The sequence below is a fragment of the Nocardioides panaciterrulae genome (assembly GCF_013409645.1).
GTDB lineage: Bacteria > Actinomycetota > Actinomycetes > Propionibacteriales > Nocardioidaceae > Nocardioides > Nocardioides panaciterrulae.
In genome coordinates, this window is the sequence record NZ_JACCBG010000001.1 from 185,828 (window position 1) to 211,440 (window position 25,613).

Here is a 25,613-nt window from a genome sequence, read left to right on the forward strand (position 1 = left end):
CCGGCCGGGCGGTCGGGCGGCGGGTCGGCCGGGCGGAGGCTGGAGGCGGGCGTGCGGGATGCGGGCGTGCCGCGCCGAGGGGTGGCTCGAGGGGGTGGCCCGAGCGGGTTGAACATACATTTGTTCAAACCGCGGGAGCCCCCCTCCCGCCCGGGCCCGGCACCGACACCGGCGACGCCTCGGCTAGCCCGTCCGCGGGGGCAGCTTCGCCGCGACGTCGTCGGGCATCGGCTCGTAGTGGGCGAACGCGCGGGTGAAGGTGCCCGCGCCGTGGCTGGCCGAGCGGAGGTCGACGGCGTAGCGGACCAGCTCGGTCTGGGGGACCTCGGCGAGGATGCTGGTGCGGTCCTCGCCGACCTTGTCGGTGCCGAGCATCCGCCCGCGGCGGGCGGAGAGGTCGCTCATCACGCCGCCGACCAGGTCGTCGGGCACCACGACGGTGACGGTGTCGAAGGGTTCGAGCATCGTCACCGTGGTCGAGGCGGCGGCCTCGCGCAGCGCCAGGCCCCCGGCGGTCTGGAACGCCATGTCGGAGGAGTCCACGCTGTGCGCCTTGCCGTCGGTCAGGGTCACCCGCAGGTCCACCACGGGGTAGCCGAGCCGCACACCCCGCTCCATCTGGGCGCGCACGCCCTTCTCGACGCTGGCGATGAACTGCCGGGGTACGGCGCCCCCGACCACCTTGTCGACGAACTCGAACCCGGTGCCCTCCGGCAGCGGCTCGACCTCGAGGTCGCAGACCGCGAACTGGCCGTGCCCGCCGGACTGCTTGACGTGCCGGCCGTGGCCCTTGGCCGGACCGGCGAACGTCTCGCGCAGCGACACCGTGAACGGCACCTCGTCGACGTGCACGCCGTAGCGGGACCCGAGCCGCTCCAGCAGCGCCTCGGCGTGCGCCTCGCCCAGGCACCACAGCACCAGCTGGTGGGTCTCCGCGTTGTTCTCGATGCGCAGCGACGGGTCCTCGGCGCCGAGCCGGGCCAGCGCCTGGGAGAGCTTGTCGTCGTCGGCCTTGCTGTGGGCGACGACCGCGACCGGCAGCAGCGGGTCGGGCATCGTCCACGGCCGCAGCACCCGCGGCTCCTCGACCGAGGACAGGGTGTCGCCGGTCTCGGCCCGGGTCAGCCGGCCGACCGCGCACAGGTCGCCGGCGACGATGCGGGAGGCGGGCGCCTGGTGCCGACCGAACGGGTACGCCAGGGCGCCGATCCGCTCGTCCTCGTCGTGGTCGTCGTGGCCGGCCAGCTCGCCGAAGAACGACGTGAAGTGGCCCGAGACATGCACCGGCTGGTCGGGCCGCAGGGTGCCGGAGAAGACCCGGACCAGGCTGAGCCGCCCGACGTACGGGTCGCTGGTGGTCTTCACGACCTCCGCGACCAGCGGACCGTCGGGGTCGCAGGCCAGCGCGGGCGCGCCCCGGCCCGCCGGCGTGAACACCTCCGGCGCGGGGTGCTCCGCCGGCGAGGGGAATGCCCGGGTGGCCAGGTCGAGCAGCTCCGCGCAGCCGACGCCGGTGGTCGAGCACACGGGGAGGACCGGGAAGAACGTCGCCCGGGCGACCGCCCGCTCGAGGTCGGCGACGAGCACGTCCTCGGCGATCTGCTCGCCCCCGACGTACCGGTCCATCAGCGTCTCGTCCTCGGACTCCTCGATCACGGCCTCGATCAGCTCCCCGCGCAGCTGCTCGGGAGCGCCGTCCTCCGGTGCGAGGAGGCCGGTGAGCCCGACGACCTCCGAGCCCGAGCGGCGGGGCACGTAGAGCGGCAGCACCTTGTCGCCGAACGCCTCCTGCGCCTGGCGCAGCAGGCCTTCGTAGTCGGCGCGCGCCTGGTCGAGCTTGGTGATCACGACGGCCCGGGGCATCCCCACTGCGTCGCACTCGCGCCACAGCGTGCGGGTGGCCTCGTCGACGGCCTCGTTGGCGGCGACCACGAACAGCGCACAGTCCGCGGCACGCAGCCCGGCGCGCAGCTCGCCGACGAAGTCGGCGTAGCCGGGGGTGTCGACCAGGTTGACTTTGACGCCGGCGTGCACCAGCGGCGCCACCGCGAGCGAGATCGACCGGCCGTGGGCCTGCTCGGACTCCTCGGAGTCGCAGACCGTGGTCCCGTCCCGGACCGAGCCGGGGCGGGTGAGGGCCCCGGCGCAGGCGAGCAGCGTCTCCGCGAGCGTGGTCTTGCCCGAGCCGCCCGGCCCGACCAGCACCACGTTGCGGATCCGGTCCGGACTGCTCGCCTCGAGGTCCTGGCCGGTCTTGCGTGCATTCCCCTTGTCCGCCATGTCGCCACCTCTGGTCGGGGCCCGGGGCGGTGCCGCCGGCCCGCCCGTCGTGTCTGCCTCCGAGGCAACTCCACTCCGGGCGCGGGCGCAAGGGCCTGCCGGACCCGGCCCCCGTCGTACCCGCTCCCGAGCCCGGTTCGAAGCGTGGGTAAGGGTGCTGCAGGAATCCCCGGCTGACCGGGGGTTCCTGCGCTTGATGGGCGTTGCAACGCCCCTCACGCGAGAGTTTCCCCGGCTGGCCGGGGATCCCTGCAGCGGCCTGCGACCTCACCGACGACGGGGGACGTGACGACGGTGGGGCAGGAGGTGGCCCCTCACTGCATGGGGTCAGCAAGGGGCCGACGCCGACCTCGTGATGCTCCCTCCGGTGCCGGCCGGACAACAATCCCACGGGGCCGCCGCGCCTGTCCCCGGTTTCCCGCATTGGAGCGGCGTGCTTGAGTGGCCCCATGAATGGACTCGAACTCCTCGGCCCCGACCAGCGGGGCTTGTTCATCGGTGGCAGCTGGCGCGAGGCCGACGGCGGCGCCACGATCGACGTGATCGACCCCGCGGACGGCTCGGTGCTGGCGCAGGTGGCCGACGGCACGGTCGAGGACGGCGTCGCCGCCCTCGACGCGGCGGTGGCCGCCCAGGCCGACTGGGCGCGGACCGCACCCCGCGAACGCGGTGAGATCCTGCGGCGCGCCTTCGAGCTGATCAACGAGCGGGCCGATGCGTTCGCCCACCTGATGAGCCTGGAGATGGGCAAGACCGTCGCGGAGGCCAAGGGCGAGGTCACCTACGGCAACGAGTTCTTCCGCTGGTTCTCCGAGGAGGCCGTGCGGGTCCACGGCCGGTGGATGCAGAACCCGATGGGCGGCAGCCGGCTGCTGACGATGAAGAAGCCGGTCGGCCCGTGCCTGTTCATCACCCCCTGGAACTTCCCGCTGGCGATGGGCACCCGCAAGATCGGGCCGGCCGTCGCCGCGGGCTGCACGATGGTGGTCAAGCCGGCGTCCCAGACGCCGCTGACCATGCTCGCCCTCGCCGCGACGCTCGCCGAGGCGGGCCTGCCCGACGGCGTGCTCAACGTGGTCACCACCAGCCACACCGGTGAGTTCAGCGAGCGGCTGCAGTCCGACGACCGCCTGCGCAAGGTCAGCTTCACCGGCTCCACCGGGGTGGGCCGGCTGCTGGTCAAGCAGTCCGCCGACCGGCTGCAGCGGGTCAGCATGGAGCTCGGCGGCAACGCGCCGTTCCTGGTCTTCGAGGACGCCGATCTCGACGCCGCCGTCGACGGCGCGATGACCGCCAAGATGCGCAACATGGGTGAGGCCTGCACCGCCGCGAACCGGTTCCTGGTGCACTCCTCGGTCGCCGCGGAGTTCGCCGAGCAGCTCGGCAAGCGGATGGGCGCGCTGACGCTCGGCCGCGGCCAGGACGACGGGGTCGACGTCGGCCCGCTCATCGACGAGAAGGCGGTCACGACCGTCAGCGGGCTCGTCGACGAGGCGGTCGAGGAGGGCGCCACCCTCGTGGTCGGCGGCGGTGCCCCGGACGGTCCCGGCTACTTCTACCACCCCACGGTGCTGACCGACGTGCCGCAGGACTCGCGGATCAACACCGAGGAGATCTTCGGCCCGGTCGCCCCGGTCACCACCTTCGAGACCGAGGAGGAGGCCGTCCGCAAGGCCAACGACACCGAGTACGGCCTGTCCTCCTACGTCTACACCCGCGACCTGGACCGGACCATCCGGCTGGCGGAGTCGCTGGAGTTCGGCATGGTCGGGGTGAACACCGGCCTGATCTCGAATCCCGCGGCGCCGTTCGGCGGGGTCAAGGCCAGCGGCTTCGGCCGCGAGGGCGGCTTCGAGGGCATCGAGGAGTACCTCGAGACGACGTACGTCGCGATCCCGGTCTCCTGAGGCTCCGGTCTGCTGAGGCCCTGGTCTCCTGAGGTCGCGGTCTGCTGAGGCCCTGGTCTCCTGAGGGCCGGGCGGGCCCGGTGCGGCGGTGGCACCGGGGGTCCGACAGGATCCCCGGTGTGCTCCCCTCCGACAGCGCCCCGAACCCGCAGCTCGGCCAGGAGATCGTCCAGCAGATCGCCCGGGACTACTCCGACTTCGCCGCCCAGGCGACGGACTCCCCGTGCTTCGTGGCGTGGGCGCGCGGCGTGGCCGGTGACCCGGACGTGCTGGCGTGGCTCGCCGCGCTCCCGGACGCCAAGCGACAGCCCAACCTGGTCTTCGCCGCGGCCCGCCGGCACGGCGTGGCGGCACCGGGCCCGTACGCCGGGCTGCGCGCCGCCCTGCTCGCGGACGACGGCCGCCTGCGGGAGACCGTCCTGACCCGCTCCACCCAGACCAACGAGGTCGGCCGGCTCGCCACGCTGGCGCCCGCCTTCGCGCTGCTCGGCGAGGAGCGGCCGCTGGCGCTGGTCGAGGTCGGGGCCAGCGCCGGGCTGTGCCTCTACCCCGACCGGTACCGCTACGAGTGGCAGACCCCCGCCGGGACGGTCCGCGCCGGCGCCGGGCCGCTGCTGCCCTGCGAGGTGACCGGTCCCGCGCCGCTGCCGGCCGACCCGCCAGCGGTGGCCTGGCGCGGCGGCGTCGACCTCAACCCGCTCGACGTGGCCGATCCCGACGCCATGGACTGGCTGACCACGCTGGTGTGGCCCGAGCACACCGACCGGCGCGATCGGCTGCACGCCGCGATCGACGTGGCACGCACCGACCCGCCCCGGCTGGTGGCGGGGGACCTGCTCGAGGAGCTCCCGGCGCTCGTCGACGAGGCCGCCGCGCACGGTCCGGTGGTGGTCTTCCACAGCGCGGTGCTCGCCTACCTCGACGAGGCCCGCCGCGCCCGCTTCGCCGAGACGATGGAGGGGCTGGTCGCCGAGGGGCGCTGTCACTGGGTCAGCAACGAGGGCAAGCGGGTGCTGCCCGCGATCACCGCGACCGGGTCCGCGGTGCCCGAGGAGCTGCCGACGTTCGTGCTCGGCGTGGACGGGCGGGCCGTCGCCTGGACGCACGGGCACGGGCGGTCGATGACCTGGCTGGGCTGACGCCGACGCGCACGGCGCCGCGGCCGTCGGCCGGTCAGGGCATCAGGGTGTAGAGCTCGAGCGCCGTCTCCTCCGGCGGGCTGCCGAACCCGCCCTCGATCCCGGCCTGCATCCGGGGCATCAGGATCTCGTCGCGGAACCGCTCCCAGCTCTCCTGCGACTCGTGGACGGCCATGATCGTCCAGCCGTCGCCGGAAGGGCCGGCGGCGTGGAACAGCTGGCCGTCGGGGAGCCGGTCGCGGCTGGGGTGGACGGCGGCGAGGGACGCTTCGTACTGCTCGCGGGTGCCGCCGGGGAAGTGGTGGATGATGCCGTAGGCCATGGAGTGCCTCCCATCGGGTCGGACGACGCCCGAGCCGTCGGCGCCTCGACGCTAGCCCGGCTTCGGGCCGCCGGCCTCACCCACTCCGGGGGATCCGATGCGGAGGTCCGCGGCGAGGCACGGCCCCCGACCCGGGTGGTGGTCGAACGTTCGTCCATAACCCGGCGTCCCTGTGGTCCGGGACGGCCCGGGGGCCGGGGGGTGCCCCCCGGTGGTGGTCGAACGTTCGTCCATAACCCAGCCACCCCTCGGGGAAGGCTGGGAACGGCCGGCGACGGTCGGACGGCCGGGAGCCCGGCCCCGAGCGCTCAGACGGGCGCCAGCCCGAGCGCGGCCGGCAGCCGGGTCCGCGACGGGATCCCGAGCTTGCGGTAGACGTGGGAGAGGTGCCACTCGACGGCCTTGACGCCCACGTCGAGGCGGGCGGAGATCTCGCGGTTGGTCAGGCCGTCGGCGGCCAGGCGCGCCACCCGGCGCTCGGTCCCGGTGAGCGAGGCGACCGCCTCGGCGTGCATCGGCCGGTGCACGGCGCCGAGCCGGTCGAGCAGCCGGCGCACCCGGCCGTGCAGCGGCCACAGCTCCTCGCGGCCGGCGTACTCCTCGGCGGCGCGCAGCAGCGTCAGCGCCTCGCCGACGGCCGCACTGCCCCCGGTGAGCACCAGCAGCCCGGCCAGGTCGGCGTCGATCTGCACGGCCAGCCATCCGGTCGGCAGCCCGGCGAGCGTCGCCCGGGCCCGGCGCAGGAGCGCGACCGACTCCGCGCCGGCGCAGGTGGCGGCGAGCGTGCGCAGCGCCAACGCCAACGCGTAGGGCGAGCCGTCGGGCGTGACCAGCTCGAGCTGCTCCCGGGCCAGCCGGGCCGCCTCCGGACGCCGGCCCAGGCGCACCGAGGCGAGCGCGGCCCCGACCCGCCAGGCGACCAGCCCGGTGTCCGAGCCCGTCCGGGCGAGCAGCCGGCCGGCGAGCCCGAAGTGGTGCAGCGACCGTTCGGTCTCCTGCAGCGCGGCGGCCACCCCGCCCAGCGCGTGGTGGGCCAGCGCGGCCGCCGGGTCCGGCCGGTCCTCCCGGTCCAGCTGGGCGGCGATCGTGTCGGCGAGCTCCATCGCCTCACCGAGGTCGCCCCGTGCGAGCCGGCAGTCGACGGCCTCGGCGAGCAACAGCGTCATCTCGGCGCTGGCGGGCTCGAGGACCTCCGCGGCGCGGACCGCGTCGAGCGCGGCGAGCGCCTTCCTGGTCTGCCCCGCCCGGGCCAGCAGGCACGCCTCGGCGAGCGGGGTGGGGAGCTCCGTCGACAGCAGGGCCAAGCGGTCTCCTCCATGCATGCGGCAAGGCTAGGAAGCCGGCGCCGGTGGCGCGGCCGGTTCGGCCGAACTGGCCCCGGTGGACCAGTCAGCCGGACCAGTCAGCCGGACCACCGCTCACGCGGGCGCGGGGTGGTCCGCGGGTAGCCGGTCGGGCAGGCCGAACGTGGCGAACAGCGTGACGTCGAAGAAGGCGCTGACGTGTCGGACCCGGTCGCCGTCGAGGTCGAGGACCTGCAGCTGGAAGGGCGCGTAGTCGCCGGCCGCGGTGCGCATGTAGAGCCCGAACGCCGGCTGCCCGTTGGCCCGGGTGGGCAGCATCGGCATGTCGCAGGAGCCGCCGGGACACTCGTTCCCGATCAGCCAGCCGATGTTCTCCGCGCCGCGGAACCAGCTCGTGAACGGCGGCATCTCCCAGACCGCCTCAGCGGTCAGCATGCTCACGATCGTGTCCACGTCCTTGTGCCAGAACGCCTCGACGTACCGCTCCAGCAGCTGCTGCTGCGCGGGGGTGAGGTCGGGCTCGACGGTCTCCTCGGTCAGCCCGCGGCTGGCGAGCTGGGCGTGGGCGCGCTGGAGCGCGGAGTTCACCGCGGCGCTCGAGGTGTCGAGTGCCGTGGCCACCTCGGCGGCCGACCAACGCAGCACGTCGCGCAGGATCAGCACCGCGCGCTGCCGGGCCGGCAGGTGCTGCAGCGCCGCGATGAAGGCCAGCCGGATCGAGTCCCGCTCGGTGACGAGCACGGCCGCGTCGGGCACCGGCTCCAGCCAGGCGATCTCGTGGTCGGCCTCGAGTGCGTCGCCGGCGGGGGCGTCGGCGGTGCCGAGCCCCGCGGGCAGCGGCCGGCGGGGACGACCCTCGAGGTTGGTCAGGCAGACGTTGGTGGCGATCCGGTAGAGCCAGGTCCGCACCGAGGACCGGCCCTGGAAGTCGGCCGCGGCGCGCCAGGCGCGCAGGAACGTCTCCTGCACCAGGTCCTCGGCCTCGTGCACCGACCCGCACATCCGGTAGCAGTGCGCGAGCAGCTCGCGCTGGTAGCGCTGGGTGAGCGCGGGGAAGTCATCGAGCTCGGTGTGCGTGGTGGTCATGGGCCGCTCCCTCGTCGTCGACCCCAGTCTGCCCCGCGGGGGCGACCGGCGTCGACGTCCGGTCACCGACCCCGGCCGGCGGCGGGGCGCGGCGGGTTCGGCGGGCGGGGCACCGGGCCGCCGGCGAGCGCCAGCGCCCGTTCGGCGGCCGGCCGGGCGAGCTCGCGGTCGGCGGGGACCAGGCCGACCCGGGTACGCCGGTCCAGCAGGTCCGCGACGTCGCAGGCCCCCTCGTGGGTGACGCCGAACAGCAGCTCGGCCAGCGTGACCGGGACCCCGTCCGCGACCGGCGCCAGCAGCTCCTCGGCGGGCAGCCCGCTGACCCCGACGGCGCTCGCGAGCACCGGGCCGGCGTCGGCGCCGTACCTGCGAACCAGCCGGGCGGGCTGGTCCAGCGCCGCCAGCTCCGGCCGGGACGCCGCGCCGAGCAGCGGCAGCCGGCGGGTGCGGCACGGCCCCGCCGCCAGGCCGGCCGCCGCCACGGCGGCGTCCAGGGCGTCCTGCGCCATCCGGCGGTACGTCGTGAGCTTGCCGCCGACGACCGTCACCACGCCGTCGGCCGAGGTGAGCACCGCGTGCCGGCGGGACAGGTCGGCGGTGGTGCCGTCCCGGGTGTCGAGCAGCGGCCGCAGCCCGGCGAAGGCGCCGACGACGTCGCCGCGGTGCAGCGGCCGCGCGAACGCCGCGGAGACCACGTCGAGCAGGAACCCGATCTCCGGCTCGGTCGGCAGGGGTACGTCGGGGACCGGCCCGGGGGCGGGCTCGTCGGTGAGCCCGACGTACACCGTCCCGTCGGGCTGCGGCAGCACGAGCACGAACCGGTTGGTGGCCCCGGGGACCGGCGCGAACACCGAGGCGCCGAGCCCGGGGACGGCGTCGCGGCGGAGCACGAGGTGGGTGCCCCGGCTGGGACGCAGCCGGACGTCCGCGACGAGGTCGCCCGCCCACACCCCGGCGGCGTTGACCACGGCGCCGGTCCGCACGGTCCGGACCTCGCCGGTGAGCTCGTCGCGCAGCCGGACCTCGCGGCCGGTGGCCTCGAGCACCCGGGCCCGGGTGCGGACGTGGGCGCCGTGCGCCGCCGCGGTGCGGGCGACCGTCGTGACCAGGCGGGCGTCGTCCTCGAGCTGGCCGTCCCAGGACAGCAGCCCGCCGCGCAGCCCGGCCGGGCGCAGCGCCGGGACGAGGCCGAGCGTCTCGGTCGCGGACAGCCGGCGCGGCCGCGGCAGCGTCTCGGGGCGGGTGCGGGCGGCGCGGCGCAGCGCGTCGCCGGCGAGCAGCCCCGCGCGGGTGACCGCCGCCTGGCGCCGGGTGGTCCCGGACCCGAGCGGGAGCACCATCGGCATCGGCCGGGCCAGGTGCGGCGCGGTCACCTCCATGAGGATCCCGCGCTCGACGGCGCTCTCCATCGCGACGCCGACCTGGCCGCGGGCGAGGTAGCGCAGGCCGCCGTGGACCAGCTTGGAGGACCACCGGGAGGTGCCGAACGCGAGGTCGTGCGCGTCGACCGCCAGCACGCTCAGGCCGCGGGTGACCGCGTCCAGCGCCACGCCGGCCCCGGTGATGCCGAGCCCGACCACCACCACGTCGACCCGCTCGGGGGCGTCGGCCAGGCCGGGGGTGATCCGGGGACTCACGGCTGCAGCGCCCGCCGGACCAGCGTCGTGAGCTCCGCGTCGAGCTCGGCCTCGGAGGCCTGGTCGTCGACCATGGTGTGCGCGGAGAGCACGAACCCGTGGGCGGCGAGCACCAGCGCCCGCGCGAGCGCGACCGGGTTGCCGGCGCGCACCTCCCCGGCGGCCTGGCCCGAGCGGACCGCGTCGGCGACCAGCGTCAAGATCGCGTCCTGGGAGCGGCCGCGCCGGGAGAGCAGGTAGGGCAGCAGCAGCTCGGGGTCGAGCTCCACGATCCGCACGAACAGCTCGTTGTCCCGCAGCGTGCGGACCGTCCCGACGAGGTCGGCGACCAGCCGCTCCACCGCCGACGCCGCGGGGTCCTCGTCGGCCACGGTGGCCGCGACCACGCCGGCCCACTCCCGGGTCATCAGGTCCCCGAGCAGCCGACCCATGTCGGACCAGGTCCGGTAGATCGTCATCCGCGACACCCCGGCCCGGCGGGCCACCTCGGTGAGCGTGGTGCGTCGCCAGCCGAGGTCGAGGATGCAGGCGCGCGCCGCGTCGAGGTAGCCGTCCCGGGGGCCGGCGACCGGGCCGCCCGGCGCCGACTCCGGCCCCGACGCCCGCCCCGACATCGAGTCGGTGTGACGAAGTGACGACATGTGTCACACTGTAACGCATGACCGTGGAGGAGCGCCCGGACCCGACCGTGGGGGAGATGCACCCGCAGCGCTGGGGCGACCCGGCCGCGGCGGCCCCGCTGTCCGAGGCCGCGCGGGGGCTGGTCGAGCTCGCCTTCGGCCTCGAGCAGCGGCCGCCGGTGGCCGCCCCCGAGCTCCCCCCGCCGGCCCTCGGGGCGGACCTGCTCGACGGGCTGCGCGCGCTGGTCGGCGCCGACCACGTGCACACCGACGACGCCACCCGGCGGCTGCGCACCCGGGGCAAGTCCACCCCCGACCTGCTGCGCGCGCGGTCCGGCGACCTCGCCGACGCCCCGGACGCCGTCGTACGCCCGGACGGGCCCGCGCAGGTGGCGGCGGTGCTGGCGTACGCCGTCGAGCGCCACTTCGCCGTGGTGCCGTTCGGCGGCGGGACCTCGGTGACCGGCGGCCTGGCCGCCCGCCGGGAGGGGTACGCCGGGCTGGTCAGCCTCGACCTGGTGCGGATGAAGCGGCTGCTCGCGCTCGACGAGACCTCGATGACCGCGACCCTCGAGCCCGGGCTGCGCGGGCCGGAGGCCGAGCAGCTGCTGGCCCGGCACGGGCTGACCCTGGGGCACTACCCCCAGTCCTTCGAGCACGCCACCATCGGCGGCTTCGCGGCCACCCGCTCCAGCGGCCAGGCCAGCGCCGGCTACGGCCGGTTCGACGCGATGGTGGTCGGCCTGACCGTGGCCACCCCGCGCGGACCGCTGGTCCTCGGCAGCGCGCCGGCCGGCGCCGCCGGCCCGGACCTGCGCCAGCTGCTGCTCGGCTCGGAGGGCACGCTCGGCGTGATCACCTCGGTGACCGTGCGGGTCCGCCGGGCCCCGACCGCGAGCGCCTACGAGGGCTGGCGGTGGCGGTCGTTCGCCGACGGGGTGGCCGCGATGCGCACGCTCGCCCAGGCCGGGCTGCTGCCGACCGTGCTGCGGCTGGGCGACGAGACCGAGACCGCGATCAACCTCGCCGAGCCGGGCGCGATCGGCGCGGCGGCTGGCGGGGCGGGTGGCTGCCTGATGGTCACCGGCTACGAGGGCGAGCCGGCGACGGTCCGGGCGCGGCGGGTCGCGGTGACGGCGGTGCTGGAGGGGCTCGGAGGCACGCCGCTGGGCGAGGAGCCCGGGCGCTCGTGGCGGGCCGGGCGGTTCGCGGCGCCGTACCTGCGCGACGCGATGCTCGACGTCGGCGTGCTGGTCGAGACGCTGGAGACCGCGACGTTCTGGTCGCGGGCGCCCGCGGTGTACGACGCGGTGCGGTCCGCGCTGACCGCGAGCCTGGGTGAGCCGACGATGGTGCTCTGCCACGTCTCGCACGTCTACGAGACCGGCTGCTCGCTCTACTTCACCGTGGCCACCCGGCAGGGCGAGCGGCCCGTCGAGCGCTGGCTTGCGGCGAAGGCGGCTGCCAGCGACGCCCTGCTCGCCGCCGGCGCGACGATCACCCACCACCACGCGGTCGGCACCGACCACGTGCCGTGGCTGGCCCGGGAGCTCGGGCCGGTCGGCGTCGGGATCCTGCGCGCGGTCAAGGCCGAGCTCGACCCGACCGGCATCCTCAACCCCGGCGTGCTGGTGCCGTGACCGAGCCGGCGCCCGAGCCCAGGTCGTTCACGTTCCTGGTCAACCCCGCCGCCGGCGGCGGGGCCGCGCCCGGGGCCGTCGTCCCGGTGGCGCGGCTGCTGCGCGAGGCCGGCGCCCGCGTCGACGTGACCTACTCACCCGGTCCCGGCGCGATGGCCGGGCTCGTCGAGGAGGCGGTCGGGCGGGGCGACGTAGTGGTCGCGGTCGGCGGCGACGGGATGCTCTCGTCGCTCGCCGGGCTGGTCGCCGCCGCCGACGGCGTGCTCGGGATCCTCCCGGCCGGGCGCGGCAACGACTTCGCCCGGGCGCTCGGCCTGCCCGACGACGTCGAGGGCCGGGCCCGGCTGCTGCTCCGGGCCCCGGTGCGCCGGGTGGACCTGCTCGCGCTGAGTCTGCCCGGGGCGCCGCCGGGAGGGCGGCCGCGGCTGGTGGCGGGGTCGGTCTACGCGGGGGTCGACGCCCGCGCCGCGGAGATCGTGGACCGCTCGCGTCGGATCCCGCGGCGGCTGCAGTACCCCCTCGCCGCGCTGCGCGCGCTGGCCACCTACCGGCCCGCGCGCTACCGGCTGGTCCTCGACGGCACCGTCCACGACATCGAGGCGGCCACCGTGGTCGTGGCCAACTCGCCCTGCTACGGCCAGGGCATGCGGATCGCCCCGGACGCCCGGGTCGACGACGGCCGGCTCGACGTGGTGGTGATCGAGGCCGCCTCCCGGCCGGCGCTGATGCGCGCGTTGCCGAAGGTCTACGACGGCTCCCACGTGCACCTGCCCGAGGTTACGGTGCTCACCGGTCACCGGGTCGAGCTCTCGGCCGACGCGGGACCGGCCGCGGCCCCCGGCGTACCCCTCGGTGGCGACGGCGAGCCGCTCGGCACCCTGCCCGCCCTCGGCGGCGAGCCCGCCCGGGTCGACCTGCTCCCCGCCGCCCTCGCCCTGATCTGTTGAGTTGGGCCCCCCGCCGCACCGAGTTGGGCCTCCCGCCGCACCGAGTTGGGCCTCCCGCCGGACCGAGTCGGGCCTCCCGCCGGACCGAGTTGGGCCTCCCGCCGCCCGCCTGCTCGCGGCGGGGCCGCACTCAACCGGTGAAGGTCCAGACGAGGAGCTCGGTGGGCACGGCCGCGGTGACCCGGTGGCCGGGCGCGTCGGTGATCCGGATCGCGTCGCCGTCGGAGAGCGGCTCGGCGAGCGAGAAGCGGGCGAGCGCGCCGCGCCCGACGAACACGTGCTGCCGCGGCTCGTCGGGCAGGGTCAGCTCGGCGCCCGCGGGCAGCCGGGCCACCCAGAAGGTCGCCGCCGCGACCCCGAGCCGGACCGCCGCGTCCTCGCGGTGGCCCGAGGCCACCGGCACCAGCTCGCCGTCGGGCAGCGTCACCGTCGCGAGGTCGTACGACGGGGAGCCGCCGGGCTCGTCGGGGGTCAGCCAGGCCTGGACGAACCGCGTCGGGCCGGTGCCCGGGGCCGCGACCTCGCGGTGCACGATCCCGGACCCGGCGGACTGCACCTGCACCGTCCCGGGCCGGATGACCCGGACCGATCCGTCGGAGTCGTGCTCCAGCGCGCCCTCGAGCACCCAGCTCACGATCTCGACGTCGGCGTGCGGGTGGTCCTCGAAGCCGACGCCCGGGCGCAGCCGGTGGTCGTCGTGGCAGACCAGCGGCCCGTAGCCGGTGTTCTCCGGGTCGTAGTGGGACCCGAACGAGAACGAGTGCCGCGTGAGCCTTCCCTCATCTCGGGTGGTGAAGCGTTCCGAACCCCGACGGATCTCAGCGGTCACGGGCACAATTGTGCCCGTGCCCCCCGCGACCCAGCGCTCAGCCCTCCCCGGGGTGTTCCCCCAACTCCCGGCCGGGTTCCGCTTCGGCACCAGCACCGCGGCGTACCAGATCGAGGGCGCCGCGGACGAGGACGGCCGCGGCCCCAGCATCTGGGACACCTTCTGCGCGCAGGAGGGCCGGATCGTCGACGGCTCCAGCGGCGCGGTGGCGTGCGACCACTACCACCGCTACGTCGAGGACGTCGCGCTGCTGCGGCGGCTCGGCGCGCCCGCCTACCGCCTGTCGATGTCGTGGCCGCGGATCCAGCCGACCGGCTCCGGCGCGGTCAACCCCAAGGGCCTGGACTTCTACGACCGGCTGCTGGACTGCCTGCTCGAGGCGGGCGTGCAGCCGACGGTCACGCTCTACCACTGGGACCTGCCGCAGGCCCTGGAGGACGACGGCGGCTGGCTGAACCGGGCGACCGTCGACCGGTTCGCCGACTTCGCCTCGCTGGTGGGGGAGCGGTACGCCGACCGGGTCGAGCACTGGATCCCGGTCAACGAGCCCAACGTGGTGATGATGCTCGGCTACGGCGACGGTGAGCACGCGCCCGGGCGGCGGCTGATGTTCGACGCCCTCCCGGTGGCCCACCACCTGCTGCTGGCCCACGGCCGGGCCGCGATCGCGCTGCGGGCCGCCGGCGCGACCAGCGTCGGCTGCGCCAACAACCACGCCCCCATGTGGCCGGCCAGCGACGACGCCGCCGACGTGGGCGCCACCAAGCTCTTCGACGCGCTGTGGAACGGCATGTACGTCGAGCCGATGCTGCTCGGCCGCTACCCGGTCGACCTGGCGCCGCTGATGGAGGACCTGGTCGCCGAGGGCGACCTGGCCACGATCCGGCAGCCCCTCGACTTCTACGGCATCAACTACTACAACCCGTTGCGGGTCGCGGCCGCCGGCGAGGAGGCGGAGCTGCCGTTCGAGTTCCGCGAGCTGCTCGGCTACCCGACCACCGAGCGGGGCTGGCCGATCGTGCCGGACGCGCTGCGGGAGTACCTCATCACCATGCGCGCCCGCTACCGGGCCGCGCTGCCGCCGATCGTGATCACCGAGTCCGGCTGCAGCTACGCCACCGGCCCCGACGAGCACGGCGTGATCGACGACCAGGCCCGGATCGACTACCTCGACGCCCACCTGCGGGCGGTCGCGACCGCGATCCAGCGCGGCGTGGACGTCCGTGGCTTCTACACCTGGTCCCTGCTGGACAACTTCGAGTGGGCGCAGGGCCTCACCCAGCGCTACGGCCTGGTGCACGTCGACTTCGAGACGCTGGCGCGCACGCCCAAGCGCTCGTTCCAGTGGTACGCCGACATGCTCGCCGCCCAGCCGCAGCACGCCGGCTGAGCTGGTGCGGGAACAATTGCTCGCAGATCCGGGGGTTACCCAGCAGTAGCGGCCCTATCTCCAAACAATTGAACGGCAGCGCGAGTTCGGACCGGGGCAGCACGCCGAACACGGCGCGGTCTCAGCCGGCCAGCGCCTTGGCCAGCCGGGTGACGACCGCCTCGAGCCGGTCCGGGCTGGTGGCGATGTTGACGCGGACGTGGCCGGGCAGGCCGGGCTGGTAGTCCGACCCCGGCGCCACCTTCACGCCGTGGGCCAGCGCGGCCGCCGCCGGGTCGTCGGAGCCGTAGGCGCGCAGGTCCAGCCACGCCAGGTAGGTCGCCTCCAGCGGCCGGGTGCGCGCGTCGGGGAGGTGGCTGGCGACGAGCTCGGCCAGCAGGTCGCGCTGCTCGCCGAGCCGCCGGACCAGCGCGGCGTGCCAGTCGTCGCAGTCGCTCCAGGCCACCCGGGCGGCGATCATGCCGAGCGGGGAGTACGCGTGGTTCTGCGGCAGCAGCACCCCGCGCAGCCGCGCGAGGTCGGCCGGGTCGAGGCAGACGACCTGGGCGGTGTGCAGGCCGGCGGTGTTGAACGTCTTTGAGTGGCTGGTGACCAGGACGGCGCGCTCGTCCACGTCGAGGTACGGCGTGAACACCGGCCCGTCCGTGCCGTGCGGGCCGGGCAGCACCAGCGGCCCGTGGATCTCGTCGGCGACGACCCGGGCGTCGTAGCGCCGGGCGAGCTCGGCCAGCGCCTGCAGCTCCGTGCGGGACGGCACCCGGCCGAGCGGGTTGTGCGGGTTGCAGAGCAGCAGCGTGCGGGCCCCGCCGCGGAACGCCGCCTCGACCCGCTCCAGGTCCAGGGCCGCGTCGGTGGCGTCCGGGTCGAGGTCGATCGGGACCATCTCGCGGCCGGCGAGCGCCACGACGTCGCGGAACGGCGGGTAGCACGGCAGCGGCACCACCACCGGCCCCGGTGGGCAGATCGTCTCGAGGACCAGCCGGATGCCCGCGATCACGTCGCCGACCACGACCGAGGCGTCCTCCGGCGGGGACCAGCCCCAGTGCCGGCGGGCGAACCCGGCGAACGCGGCGCCCACCCCGGCGTCGCCGAAGGGCGGGTAGCCGGCCAGGCCCCGGCGTACCGCTCCCGCGACCGCCTCGGCCACCGCCGGCGCCAGCGCGTAGTCCATCTCGGCCACCCAGGCCGGCAGCACCCCCGGCTCCACCGCACCCCACTTCAGCGGCAGCGCGGCCCGGGCCTCCTCGTCGCTCAGGTCAACGATCACGGGTCGAACCTAGCCCGGCCGGCTGCATGTAACGCCCGGTTCGGGGGTCTGACACCCCGTTCGAACCGTCGGGCAGCACCCCTAACCGGGCGTTACAAGTGTTGCCGGCCGTGGTCACAGCGCGGCCGCGACCCGGGTGCCCTGCTCGATGGCGCGCTTGGCGTCGAGCTCGGCGGCCACGTCGGCGCCGCCGATCAGGTGGACGTGCACGGCGGGTCGGCCGGCGGCCAGCAGGTCGTCGTGCAGCGAGCGCACCGACTCCTGGCCGGCACACAGCACCACGTGGTCCACCGCGAGCACGCGCGGCTCGCCGCCGTCGACGGCGTAGTGCAGGCCGTGGTCGTCGATGCGGTGGTACGCCGCGCCGCTGACCTGGACGACCCCGGACTGCTTGAGCACCGCGCGGTGCGCCCAGCCCGACGTCTTGCCCAGCCCGAGGCCGATCGGGGTGGTCTTGCGCTGCAACAGCGTCACCTCGCGGATCGGCGTGCGCGGCTTGCGCTCGGTCAGGCCGCCGGGGTGCACGGCCGGGTCGCCGACGCCCCAGTGCGCCATCCAGTCCTCGTCGGTGTCGGCGGGGTCGTGGGTGAGCCAGTGGCTGACGTCGACGCCGATCCCGCCGGCACCGATCACCGCGACCCGCCGGCCGGGCACTACGGCGCCGGAGAGCACGTCGGCGTAGGACACCACGCTCGGGTGGTCGATGCCGTCGACCCCGGGCACCCGCGGGACGACCCCGGTCGCGACCACGACGTCGTCGTACGACGCCAGGTCGGCGACGCCGGCCCCGGTGCCGGTGCGGACCTCGACGCCCAGCACCGCCAGCCGGCGCCGGTAGTAGCGCAGGGTCTCGGCGAACTCCTCCTTGCCCGGCACCGCCATCGCGAGCCGGAACTGGCCGCCGAGGTCCTCGGACCGCTCGAACAGCGTGACCGCGAGGCCGCGCTCGGCGGCCGAGACCGCCGCCGCCAGCCCCGCCGGGCCGGCGCCGACCACCGCGACCGTGGCCGCGCGGCGGGTCGGCGCGAGCACCAGCGTGGTCTCCCGGCAGGCGCGCGGGTTGACCAGGCAGGAGGCCTTCCGGTTGGCGAACACGTGGTCGAGGCAGGCCTGGTTGCAGGCGATGCAGGTGTTGATCTCGTCGGCCCGGCCCGCGGCGGCCTTGGCCACGAACGCCGGATCGGCCAGCAGCGGCCGGGCCATCGAGACCAGGTCGGCCTCGCCCGCGGCCAGGATCTCCTCGGCGAGCTCGGGGGTGTTGATCCGGTTCGAGGCGCAGACCGGCACCGACACCGCGGCCTTGAGCCGCGCGGTCGCCGAGCGCCAGGCGCCGCGCGGGACCTGGGTGATGATCGTCGGCACCCGCGCCTCGTGCCAGCCGATGCCGGTGTTGAGCACGGTCACGCCGGCGTCGGTCAGGCGGTGGGCGAGCTCGACCACCTCCTCCCAGGTCTGGCCGCCCTCTACCAGGTCGAGCAGCGAGATCCGGTAGACGATCGGGAAGCCGTCGCCCACCAGCTCGCGGGCCCGGCGCACCACCTCGACGGGGAAGCGCATCCGCCGCTCGGCGGTCCCGCCCCAGGCATCGGTGCGGTCGTTGGTCCGGGTGGCGAGGAACTGGTTGATCAGGTAGCCCTCGGAGCCCATGATCTCGACCGCGTCGTAGCCGGCCTTGCGCGCCAGCGCGACGCTGCGGGCGAAGTCGCTGGCGGTGCGGTCGACCGCCCGCGTCGACAGCGCCGAGGGCCGGAACGGCGTGATCGGCGACTTCTGCGCCGACGCGCTGACGCTGAACGGGTGGTAGCCGTAGCGGCCCGCGTGCAGCACCTGCAGCGCGATCGCGCCGCCCTCCTCGTGCACCGCGCCGGTGACGTCGCGGTGCCGCATCGCCTGGAGCCGGGTGGTCATCTCGGAGGCGAACGGCTTGAGCCAGCCGCGCCGGTTCGGCGCGTAGCCGCCGGTCACGATCAGGCCGACACCGCCGCGGGCGCGCTCGGCGAAGTACGCCGCCAGCGCCGGCAGGTCGCGGACCCGGTCCTCCAGGCCGGTGTGCATCGAGCCCATCACCACGCGGTTGCGCAGCTCGAGGTCGCCGATCGTGATCGGGGCGAGCAGGTGGGGGTAGGTCATCGCTCTTGGTCCTTCGGTGATCGAGCCGGTCGGGATCGGTGCGCGTGGAGGTACTCGGTGAGCCACTCGACCCAGAACCGCTCCAGGCGGATCCCGCCGCGCAGCACCAGGTAGGTGTCCAGGTCGTGGCCGGTCAGGGTCTCCGGCTGGCCGTGGTCGCGCTTCTCGAGCTGCTCGTAGTGGGCCAGCCGGGCGTGGTGGTCGGCGAGGTTGGCGCGCACCACGTCCAGCACCGCCTGGCGGTCGCCGTACGACGCGCCGCGCAGCTTCACCGCCAGCTCGCTGCGCAGCGGCTCCATCGGGGTCGGCTCGGCCAGCCAGTCCGCCAGGACCCGCTCGCCGGCCGCGGTCACGGCGTACACCTTCTTGTCCGGGCGGCCGGTCTGCGCGACCTCGGTGACCTCGACCCAGCCGTCGGCGTCCATCCGGGCCAGCACCCGGTAGATCTGCTGGTGGGTGGCGTGCCAGAAGAAGCCGATCGAGCGGCCGAACCGCTTGGCCAGGTCCAGCCCGGACGCCGGCTGCTCGCGCAGCGCGACCAGCAGCGCGTGTTCCAGGGCCATGGGTGCATTGTGCCGCACCTATGCAACGAGGTGCAATGGAGAGCCCGGTCACGCCGGGTCGGGCGGGCCTTGCCATATACCCCTAGGGGGTATATGTTCGCACTCATGAACAGCTCATGGAAGATGGCGGCGACCGCGACCCTGCACTGCCTGACGGGCTGTGCGATCGGTGAGGTGCTCGGCATGGTGCTGGCCACCTGGTGGGGGTGGGGCAACGCCGGCAGCATCGTGCTCTCGATGGCCCTGGCGTTCTTCTTCGGCTACCTGTTGACCTTCTCCGGCGTACGCCGGGCCGGGCTCGACGTCGGCACGGCGGTGCGGACCGCGCTGGCCGCCGACACGGTCTCGATCCTGACCATGGAGGTCGTCGACAACGGCTCGCTGCTGGTCTGGCCGCAGGCGATGGACGCGACGCTGGGCGACTGGCTCTTCTGGGTCTCGCTGGCCGCCTCGCTCGCGATCGCGTTCGTGGTGACCGTCCCGGTCAACCGGTGGATGATCTCGCGGGGCAGGGGTCACGCGGTCGTCCACGAGATGCACCACATGGATGAGCACGCGAGCCACTGAAAACGTAGAATTCGCCCATGCGCTCGCGTGGATCCGTCGCCGCCCTGGCCCTGCTGCTGCCAGTCGCCGCGTTGGCGGCCTGCGCCCCGAGCAACAACAGCTCGAGCAGCCCGTCGGCCTCCGCGTCCTCCTGCGAGAAGTCCCAGCTGCCGCTGCTGAACAACGGGACGCTCACGATCGGCACCGACTCCCCGGCGTACGAGCCGTGGTTCAGCAAGAACGACCCGACCAACGGCAAGGGGTACGAGTCGGCGGTGGCGTACGCCGTCGCGAAGCAGCTCGGGTTCAGCCACGACGAGGTCACCTGGGTGAAGGTGCCGTTCAACAACTCCTACAAGCCGGGCGCGAAGAACTTCGACTTCGACATCAACCAGATCTCGATCACCCCGGCGCGGGCGAAGGTGGTGGACTTCTCCGACGGCTACTACGCCGCCTCCCAGGCGGTGATCGCGCTCAAGGGCGACCCGGCGGCGAGCGCGAGCAGCATCGCGGACCTCAAGGGGCTCAAGCTCGGGGCCCAGACCGGCACCACCTCGCTCACCGCGATCCGCGACGTGATCCAGCCCGACCAGCAGCCGGCGGTCTTCCAGAACACCAACGCCGCCAAGCAGGCGCTGCTCAACCACCAGGTCGACGCGATCCTCGCCGACCTGCCCACCGCGTTCTACATCAGCGCGGTCGAGATCCCGGGCAGCACGATCGTCGGGCAGTTCCAGCCCGAGACCGGGCAGCAGGAGGAGTTCGGCATGCTCTTCGAGCAGGGCAGCGGCCTGGTGCCGTGCGTGAACCAGGCGCTGGCCACGCTGAAGTCGAACGGCACGCTCGCCGCGCTGGAGAAGAAGTGGCTCTCCGACGTCGTGAACGTGCCGACCCTGCAGTGAGCGGATCCTCCGCGTGGGTGCCGTCACTGCGTGAGCTCGAGCGCCGCGCCGACCGCCGCCGGCTGCGGCTGCGCCGGCTCGCGATCTCCTCGGCGGCGGTGGTGGTGGTGTTCGTGGGCCTGGCCCTGCTCGTGGTCAGCTCGCCGGGCTGGCCGGTCGTGCACCAGACGTTCTTCAGCGGCTACCACGCCCGGCACTCGCTGGCGGGGATCTGGTCGGCGTTCTGGCTGAACGTGAAGATGTTCCTGATCGCCGAGCCGCTGATCCTGGTGCTCGCGCTCGCGATCGCGATCGCCCGCGGGGCCCGGTCGCCGTGGCTGGTGCCGCTGCGCCTGGTCGCGGTCGCCTACACCGACGTGGTCCGCGGGATCCCGACGATCCTGCTGGTGCTGCTCTTCGGGTTCGGGATGCCCAGCCTGCAGCTGCAGGGGGTGCCGAACAGCCCGTTCTTCTGGGCCACCGCCGCCCTGGTGGTCTCCTACAGCGCCTACGTCGCCGAGGTGTTCCGGGCCGGGATCGAGTCGATCCACCCCTCCCAGGTGGCCAGCGCGGCCGCGCTCGGGCTGGGCCGCGGACAGACGATGCGCTTCGTAGTGGTGCCGCAGGCGGTGCGCCGCGTCGTACCCCCGCTGCTCAACGACTTCATCTCGCTGCAGAAGGACACCGCGCTGGCCGCCACGATCGGGGTCTTCGAGGCGGTCTTCTACGCCCAGGACTACGGCAACTACAACTTCAACTTCACGCCGTACGTCGTCGTGGCCGCGTTCTTCATCGCGCTGACGATCCCGCTGGCGCGGTTCACCGACTGGCTGGGCCGCCGCTACCTCGAGCGCGAGCGGGCGGGAGTGCTGTGACCGCGCTGCTGGAGGTCGCCGACGTGCGCAAGTCGTACGGCGACCGGGTGGTGCTGGCCGACGTCTCGCTGACCGTGCAGCCGCACGACGTGGTCTGCCTGATCGGCTCGTCGGGGTCGGGGAAGTCCACGCTGCTGCGCTGCCTGAACCTGCTCGAGGACGTCGACGACGGGGTGATCCGGTTCGAGGGCCGGGAGATCTCCGACCCGCGGGTGGATCGACGGGCGGTGCGCGGCCGGATGGGGATGGTCTTCCAGGCCTACAACCTCTTCCCGCACCTGACCGTGCTGGAGAACTGCACGCTCGCGCCGCGCCGGGTGCACGGGCTCTCCCGGACCGCCGCGGCGGCCCGGGCGCGCGAGCTGCTGGAGCGCTTCGGGCTGGCCGACCAGGCCGCCAAGCACCCCGACCGGCTCTCCGGCGGCCAGCAGCAGCGCGCGGCGCTGGTGCGGGCGCTGTGCACCTCGCCGACCCTGCTGCTGCTCGACGAGATCACCGCCGCGCTGGATCCCGAGCTGGTGGGGGAGGTGCTGACGATCATCCGGGACCTCGCCTCCGGCGGGATGACGATGGTGCTGGCCACCCACGAGATGGCCTTCGCCCGCGACGTGGCCACCACGGTCTGCTTCCTCGACCAGGGCCGGATCCTCGAGGCCGGCCCGCCGGCGCAGATCTTCTCGGCGCCCCGGGAGGCAAGGACCCGGCAGTTCCTCCAGCGGGTGCTGCCGGGCTGAGGCGGGTGGCGGGGGCTGGCCCGGACCCCCCGGGACGACCAGCCGACCGTGCCAGCGCGGATGTCATGATCGGGCCCATGACCTACGAGCTCGGCCAGGGAACCGGACCGCTGCGGGGCGTGAAGGTGGTGGAGATCGCGGGCCTGGGCCCGGGACCGCACGCCTGCATGATCCTCGCCGACCTCGGCGCGGACGTGATCCGGATCGAGCGGCCGGGCGGCCAGCCGCTGGCGGACGGCCCGCAGAACCTGCTCAACCGGGGCCGGCCCAGCGTCGCCCTCGACCTCAAGCAGCCCCGGGCGACCGAGACGGTCCTGGACCTGGTCGAGCGGGCCGACGTGCTCGTCGAGGGGATGCGCCCGGGCGTCGCCGAGCGGCTCGGCCTCGGCCCGGAGCAGTGCCAGGCCCGCAACCCGCGGCTGGTCTACGGGCGGATGACCGGCTGGGGCCAGGACGGCCCGCTGGCCCACACCGCGGGCCACGACCTGAACTACATCTCGGTCGCCGGCGTGCTGCACGGCCTGGGCCAGGACAAGGCGCGGCCGCACTTCCCCAGCAACCTCGTGGGCGACTTCGGCGGCGGCTCGACGTACCTGGTGATCGGGCTGCTGGCCGCCCTGCTCGAGGCGCGGCAGAGCGGGCGGGGCCAGGTGGTCGACGCCGCGATCGTCGACGGCGCCGCCCACCTGGGCGCGATGACCGCCGCGTTCCTCGCCGGCGGCGGCTTCACCGAGCAGCGGGCCAGCAACCTGCTCGACGGCGGCGCGCCGTACTACGACCTCTACGAGACCGCCGACGGCCGGCACATGTCGGTGGGCGCGCTGGAGCCGCAGTTCTACGACCTCTTCGTCGAGCTGCTCGGGATCAAGGAGGAGGCCCCGGACCGCTTCGACGCCTCGAGGACCGTCGAGCTGCGGTCGCTGATCGCCGACCGGTTCCTCACCCGCACCCAGGCGGAGTGGGTCGGGGTCTTCGAGGGCACCGACGCCTGCGTCGCCGGCGTCCTCCCGATCACCGAGGCGGCCCGGCACCCGCACCTGGAGGCCCGGGGCACCTACGTCGAGCGCGACGGCATGCTGCAGCCCGCGCCGGCCCCGCGCTTCTCGCGGACCGCGGCCACGCTCAGCAGCCCGCCCAGCCCGGAGGCCGGCTCGCAGACCCGCGCGGCGCTCACCGCCTGGGGCGTCGCCGACGTCGACGGGCTGGTCGCCGACGGCGCCGCGGTGCAGGCGTGAGCCGCCGGACGCGGGTCCAACGGCCGGGGTCGGACAGCCACCCCCCGTCCACAATGGACGCGTGAAACCGTTCCTCTTCCTCGGCACCCGTGCCGAGGACGCCGTCGCCGACAGCGAGTACGACGCGGTGCTGCGCTGCTCCGGCCTCGACGAGCGCGACTTCCGCCGGGTCCGGCTCGAGCGCGACGAGCTCGGCCGCCTCGACCTCGCGGACTGGTCCGGGATCGTGCTGGGCGGCGGCCCGTTCAACGTCAGCGATCCGCCCGAGCTGAAGTCGGCGACCCAGCACCGCGTCGAGAAGGAGCTGCGCGACCTCGCCGAGCGGGTCGTGGAGGCCGACTTCCCGTTCCTGGGCGCCTGCTACGGCATCGGCACCGTGGGCTCGCTGCGCGGCGGCGTGGTCGACCGGACCTACGGCGAGCCGATCGGCGCGGTCGCGGTCACGCTCACCGAGGACGGCCTGGCCGACCCGCTGCTGGCCGGCCTGCCCGAGGGCTTCTGGGTCTTCCTCGGCCACAAGGAGGCGGTCTCCCGGCTGCCGGAGGGGGCGACCGTGCTCGCCTCCTCGGCCACCTGCCCGGTCCAGGCGTTCCGGCTGGGACGGCGGGTCTACGCCACCCAGTTCCACCCCGAGCTCGACGTCGAGGGCATCTGCCTGCGCATCGACGTCTACCGCGACCACGGCTACTACGAGCCCGGCCGGGCCGAGGAGATGATGGCGCTCGCCCGGGTCGCGGTGGTCACCGAGCCGCCGACGATCCTGGCGCGCTTCGTGGAGATGTTCGGCTGTTGAACATCTGTCAACAACGGTAGGATCCGGGCATGACCGAGCACGTCGACGTCCTGATCATCGGTGCCGGGCTGTCCGGGATCGGGGCGGCCTGCCGGCTGCGCACCGAGCACCCGCAGCGCAGCCTGGCCATCCTCGAGAGCCGGGGCGCCAGCGGCGGGACCTGGGACCTGTTCCGCTACCCCGGGATCCGCTCCGACTCCGACATGTTCACGTTCGGCTACCGGTGGCGGCCCTGGCCCGGCGACCAGGCGCTGGCCGACGGCCCGGCGATCCTGGACTACGTCCGCACGGTCGCCGAGGAGTACGCCGTCGACGAGCTGGTCCGCTACCACCACACGGTGCGCCGGGCCTCCTGGGACTCCGGCGAGGCGCGGTGGACCGTCGAGGTGGACACCGACCAGGGTCCGACCACGCTCACGGCGGGCTTCCTCTACACCTGCGCCGGCTACTACGACTACGAGAGCGGCTACGCCCCGGAGTTCCCCGGCGTCGAGGAGTTCGCGGGCCGGGTCGTGCACCCCCAGCACTGGCCCGAGGACCTCGACTACGCGGGCAAGCGGGTCGTGGTGATCGGCAGCGGCGCCACCGCGGTCACCCTGGTGCCGGCGATGGCGGGCACGGCCGCCCACGTGACGATGCTGCAGCGCTCCCCGTCGTACGTGCTCTCCCGCCCGGGCCGGGACCCGCTCGCGGTGAAGCTGGAGCGGCTGCCGCAGCGGCTGCGCTACCCCGTGGTGCGCTGGAAGAACATCCTGGTGGCGATGCTGAGCTACACGGTGGCCCAGCGCCGCCCCGAGCTGGCGAAGCGGATCGTGCGCAAGGCCACCGCCGCGCAGCTGCCGGAGGGCGTGGACGTCGACGTGCACTTCAACCCGGCGTACAACCCGTGGGACCAGCGGCTGTGCTTCGTTCCCGACGGCGACCTGTTCCGGGCGCTGCGCCGGGGCGAGGCCTCGGTCGTCACCGACCACGTCGAGACGTTCACCGAGCGGGGGATCCGGCTGCGCTCCGGGCAGGAGCTCGAGGCCGACGTGGTCGTCAGTGCCACCGGACTGAACATCAAGGCGATGGGTGGGGTCGACCTCGAGGTCGACGGGCGCAAGGTCGAGCTGAACGACACGATGACCTACCGCACGCTGATGCTCAGCGACGTGCCGAACTTCGCGTTCACGATCGGCTACACCAACAACTCCTGGACGCTCAAGGCCGACCTGGTCGCCGACTACGTGTGCCGGGTGCTGGCCCACATGGACGCCACCGGGGCCCGCACCGTGGTCGCGCCGCGTGACCCCGAGGTGGCCGAGGAGCGGCTGCTGACCTTCAGCTCCGGCTACGTGCTGCGCGCCCTGGACCGGCTGCCCAAGCAGGGCGACCGCGAGCCGTGGAAGCTGCGCCAGAACTACCTGTACGACGTGCGCGCGCTGCAGCGCGGCGACGTCGCCGACGGCGTGCTGAGGTTCGCCCCCTGAAGGGTTGCCCCCGAGGGTT

At 74.5% G+C, this 25,613-nt stretch carries 22 protein-coding genes; 12 read left to right on the forward strand and 10 right to left on the reverse strand.

Translation table 11 applies throughout. From position 1 onward, the window contains the following. Nucleotides 1-183: 183 nt before the first annotated feature. A complete protein-coding gene (locus BJZ21_RS00920; RefSeq protein WP_179662037.1) occupies nt 184-2,280 on the reverse strand; it encodes an elongation factor G-like protein EF-G2 in 2,097 nt (698 codons plus the stop codon). A 449-nt stretch (nt 2,281-2,729) separates the two neighbouring features. Between BJZ21_RS00920 and BJZ21_RS00925 the strand changes: the two genes are divergently transcribed. Continuing rightward, nucleotides 2,730-4,187, forward strand: coding sequence for an NAD-dependent succinate-semialdehyde dehydrogenase (locus BJZ21_RS00925; RefSeq protein WP_179662038.1), 1,458 nt, complete (start codon nt 2,730-2,732; stop codon nt 4,185-4,187). Nucleotides 4,188-4,306: 119 nt separating this feature from the next. Next, nucleotides 4,307-5,326, forward strand: coding sequence for a DUF2332 domain-containing protein (locus BJZ21_RS00930; RefSeq protein ID WP_343051887.1), 1,020 nt, complete (start codon nt 4,307-4,309; stop codon nt 5,324-5,326). 34 nt (nt 5,327-5,360) lie between these two features. Here BJZ21_RS00930 and BJZ21_RS00935 read toward each other — a convergent pair whose 3' ends face one another. The 5 genes from BJZ21_RS00935 to BJZ21_RS00955 all read right to left on the reverse strand — a co-directional run bounded on the left by BJZ21_RS00935 (nt 5,361) and on the right by BJZ21_RS00955 (nt 10,316). Next, complete coding sequence (locus BJZ21_RS00935) at nt 5,361-5,648, reverse strand: hypothetical protein (RefSeq protein WP_179662039.1); 288 nt, start codon at nt 5,646-5,648, stop codon at nt 5,361-5,363. A gap of 308 nt (nt 5,649-5,956) precedes the next feature. Continuing rightward, nucleotides 5,957-6,970: a helix-turn-helix transcriptional regulator gene (locus tag BJZ21_RS00940; RefSeq protein WP_179662040.1), complete on the reverse strand. Its 1,014-nt coding sequence runs from the start codon at nt 6,968-6,970 to the stop codon at nt 5,957-5,959. A gap of 96 nt (nt 6,971-7,066) precedes the next feature. Next, nucleotides 7,067-8,038: a sigma-70 family RNA polymerase sigma factor gene (locus tag BJZ21_RS00945; RefSeq protein ID WP_179662041.1), complete on the reverse strand. Its 972-nt coding sequence runs from the start codon at nt 8,036-8,038 to the stop codon at nt 7,067-7,069. A 62-nt stretch (nt 8,039-8,100) separates the two neighbouring features. Continuing rightward, nucleotides 8,101-9,675 (reverse strand): FAD-dependent oxidoreductase, encoded by a 1,575-nt coding sequence (locus BJZ21_RS00950; protein ID WP_179662042.1) that lies wholly within the window; start codon nt 9,673-9,675, stop codon nt 8,101-8,103. Further along, nucleotides 9,672-10,316, reverse strand: coding sequence for a TetR/AcrR family transcriptional regulator (locus tag BJZ21_RS00955; protein WP_246298431.1), 645 nt, complete (start codon nt 10,314-10,316; stop codon nt 9,672-9,674). Before BJZ21_RS00955 ends, BJZ21_RS00950 begins: the two co-directional genes overlap by 4 nt. Before the next feature lie 17 nt (nt 10,317-10,333). On the opposite strand from BJZ21_RS00955, the gene BJZ21_RS00960 reads away from it, so the two are divergent. Continuing rightward, on the forward strand, nt 10,334-11,935 hold the full coding sequence (locus BJZ21_RS00960) for an FAD-binding oxidoreductase (protein WP_246298432.1): 1,602 nt from the start codon (nt 10,334-10,336) through the stop codon (nt 11,933-11,935). Further along, entirely contained in the window at nt 11,932-12,882 is a 951-nt protein-coding gene (locus BJZ21_RS00965) for a diacylglycerol kinase family protein (RefSeq protein ID WP_179662043.1), read from the forward strand. The genes BJZ21_RS00960 and BJZ21_RS00965 overlap by 4 nt, the downstream gene beginning before the upstream one ends. A gap of 130 nt (nt 12,883-13,012) precedes the next feature. On the opposite strand, the gene BJZ21_RS00970 is transcribed toward BJZ21_RS00965, so the two are convergent. After that, on the reverse strand, nt 13,013-13,711 hold the full coding sequence (locus BJZ21_RS00970; protein ID WP_179662044.1) for a pirin family protein: 699 nt from the start codon (nt 13,709-13,711) through the stop codon (nt 13,013-13,015). Nucleotides 13,712-13,727: 16 nt separating this feature from the next. Here BJZ21_RS00970 and BJZ21_RS00975 point away from each other — a divergent pair, with 16 nt between their 5' ends. Beyond that, nucleotides 13,728-15,101 (forward strand): GH1 family beta-glucosidase, encoded by a 1,374-nt coding sequence (locus tag BJZ21_RS00975; RefSeq protein ID WP_343051888.1) that lies wholly within the window; start codon nt 13,728-13,730, stop codon nt 15,099-15,101. Between the two features lie 121 nt (nt 15,102-15,222). On the opposite strand, the gene BJZ21_RS00980 is transcribed toward BJZ21_RS00975, so the two are convergent. The 3 genes from BJZ21_RS00980 to BJZ21_RS00990 form a co-directional block, all read right to left on the reverse strand. Further along, entirely contained in the window at nt 15,223-16,368 is a 1,146-nt protein-coding gene (locus BJZ21_RS00980) for an aminotransferase class I/II-fold pyridoxal phosphate-dependent enzyme (RefSeq protein WP_179662045.1), read from the reverse strand. Nucleotides 16,369-16,482: 114 nt separating this feature from the next. After that, nucleotides 16,483-18,498, reverse strand: a complete 2,016-nt coding sequence (locus BJZ21_RS00985; protein WP_179662046.1) for an NADPH-dependent 2,4-dienoyl-CoA reductase — start codon at nt 18,496-18,498, stop codon at nt 16,483-16,485. After that, complete coding sequence (locus BJZ21_RS00990; RefSeq protein WP_179662047.1) at nt 18,495-19,061, reverse strand: PadR family transcriptional regulator; 567 nt, start codon at nt 19,059-19,061, stop codon at nt 18,495-18,497. Before BJZ21_RS00990 ends, BJZ21_RS00985 begins: the two co-directional genes overlap by 4 nt. Before the next feature lie 105 nt (nt 19,062-19,166). On the opposite strand from BJZ21_RS00990, the gene BJZ21_RS00995 reads away from it, so the two are divergent. From BJZ21_RS00995 to BJZ21_RS01025, 7 genes are all read left to right on the forward strand, one after another. Next, the gene (locus tag BJZ21_RS00995) at nt 19,167-19,628 is read left to right on the forward strand and encodes a DUF4396 domain-containing protein (protein WP_179662048.1); all 462 of its coding nucleotides are present in this window, start codon (nt 19,167-19,169) and stop codon (nt 19,626-19,628) included. A gap of 17 nt (nt 19,629-19,645) precedes the next feature. Beyond that, on the forward strand, nt 19,646-20,509 hold the full coding sequence (locus BJZ21_RS01000; protein WP_179662049.1) for an ABC transporter substrate-binding protein: 864 nt from the start codon (nt 19,646-19,648) through the stop codon (nt 20,507-20,509). 17 nt (nt 20,510-20,526) lie between these two features. Next, entirely contained in the window at nt 20,527-21,363 is an 837-nt protein-coding gene (locus tag BJZ21_RS01005) for an amino acid ABC transporter permease (protein ID WP_343051889.1), read from the forward strand. Further along, nucleotides 21,360-22,097 (forward strand): ATP-binding cassette domain-containing protein, encoded by a 738-nt coding sequence (locus BJZ21_RS01010; protein WP_179662051.1) that lies wholly within the window; start codon nt 21,360-21,362, stop codon nt 22,095-22,097. The genes BJZ21_RS01005 and BJZ21_RS01010 overlap by 4 nt, the downstream gene beginning before the upstream one ends. Before the next feature lie 77 nt (nt 22,098-22,174). Then, complete coding sequence (locus tag BJZ21_RS01015) at nt 22,175-23,332, forward strand: CaiB/BaiF CoA transferase family protein (RefSeq protein ID WP_179662052.1); 1,158 nt, start codon at nt 22,175-22,177, stop codon at nt 23,330-23,332. A 61-nt stretch (nt 23,333-23,393) separates the two neighbouring features. After that, entirely contained in the window at nt 23,394-24,125 is a 732-nt protein-coding gene (locus BJZ21_RS01020) for a glutamine amidotransferase (protein ID WP_179662053.1), read from the forward strand. A gap of 29 nt (nt 24,126-24,154) precedes the next feature. Further along, complete coding sequence (locus tag BJZ21_RS01025) at nt 24,155-25,594, forward strand: flavin-containing monooxygenase (RefSeq protein WP_179662054.1); 1,440 nt, start codon at nt 24,155-24,157, stop codon at nt 25,592-25,594. Nucleotides 25,595-25,613: the final 19 nt, after the last annotated feature.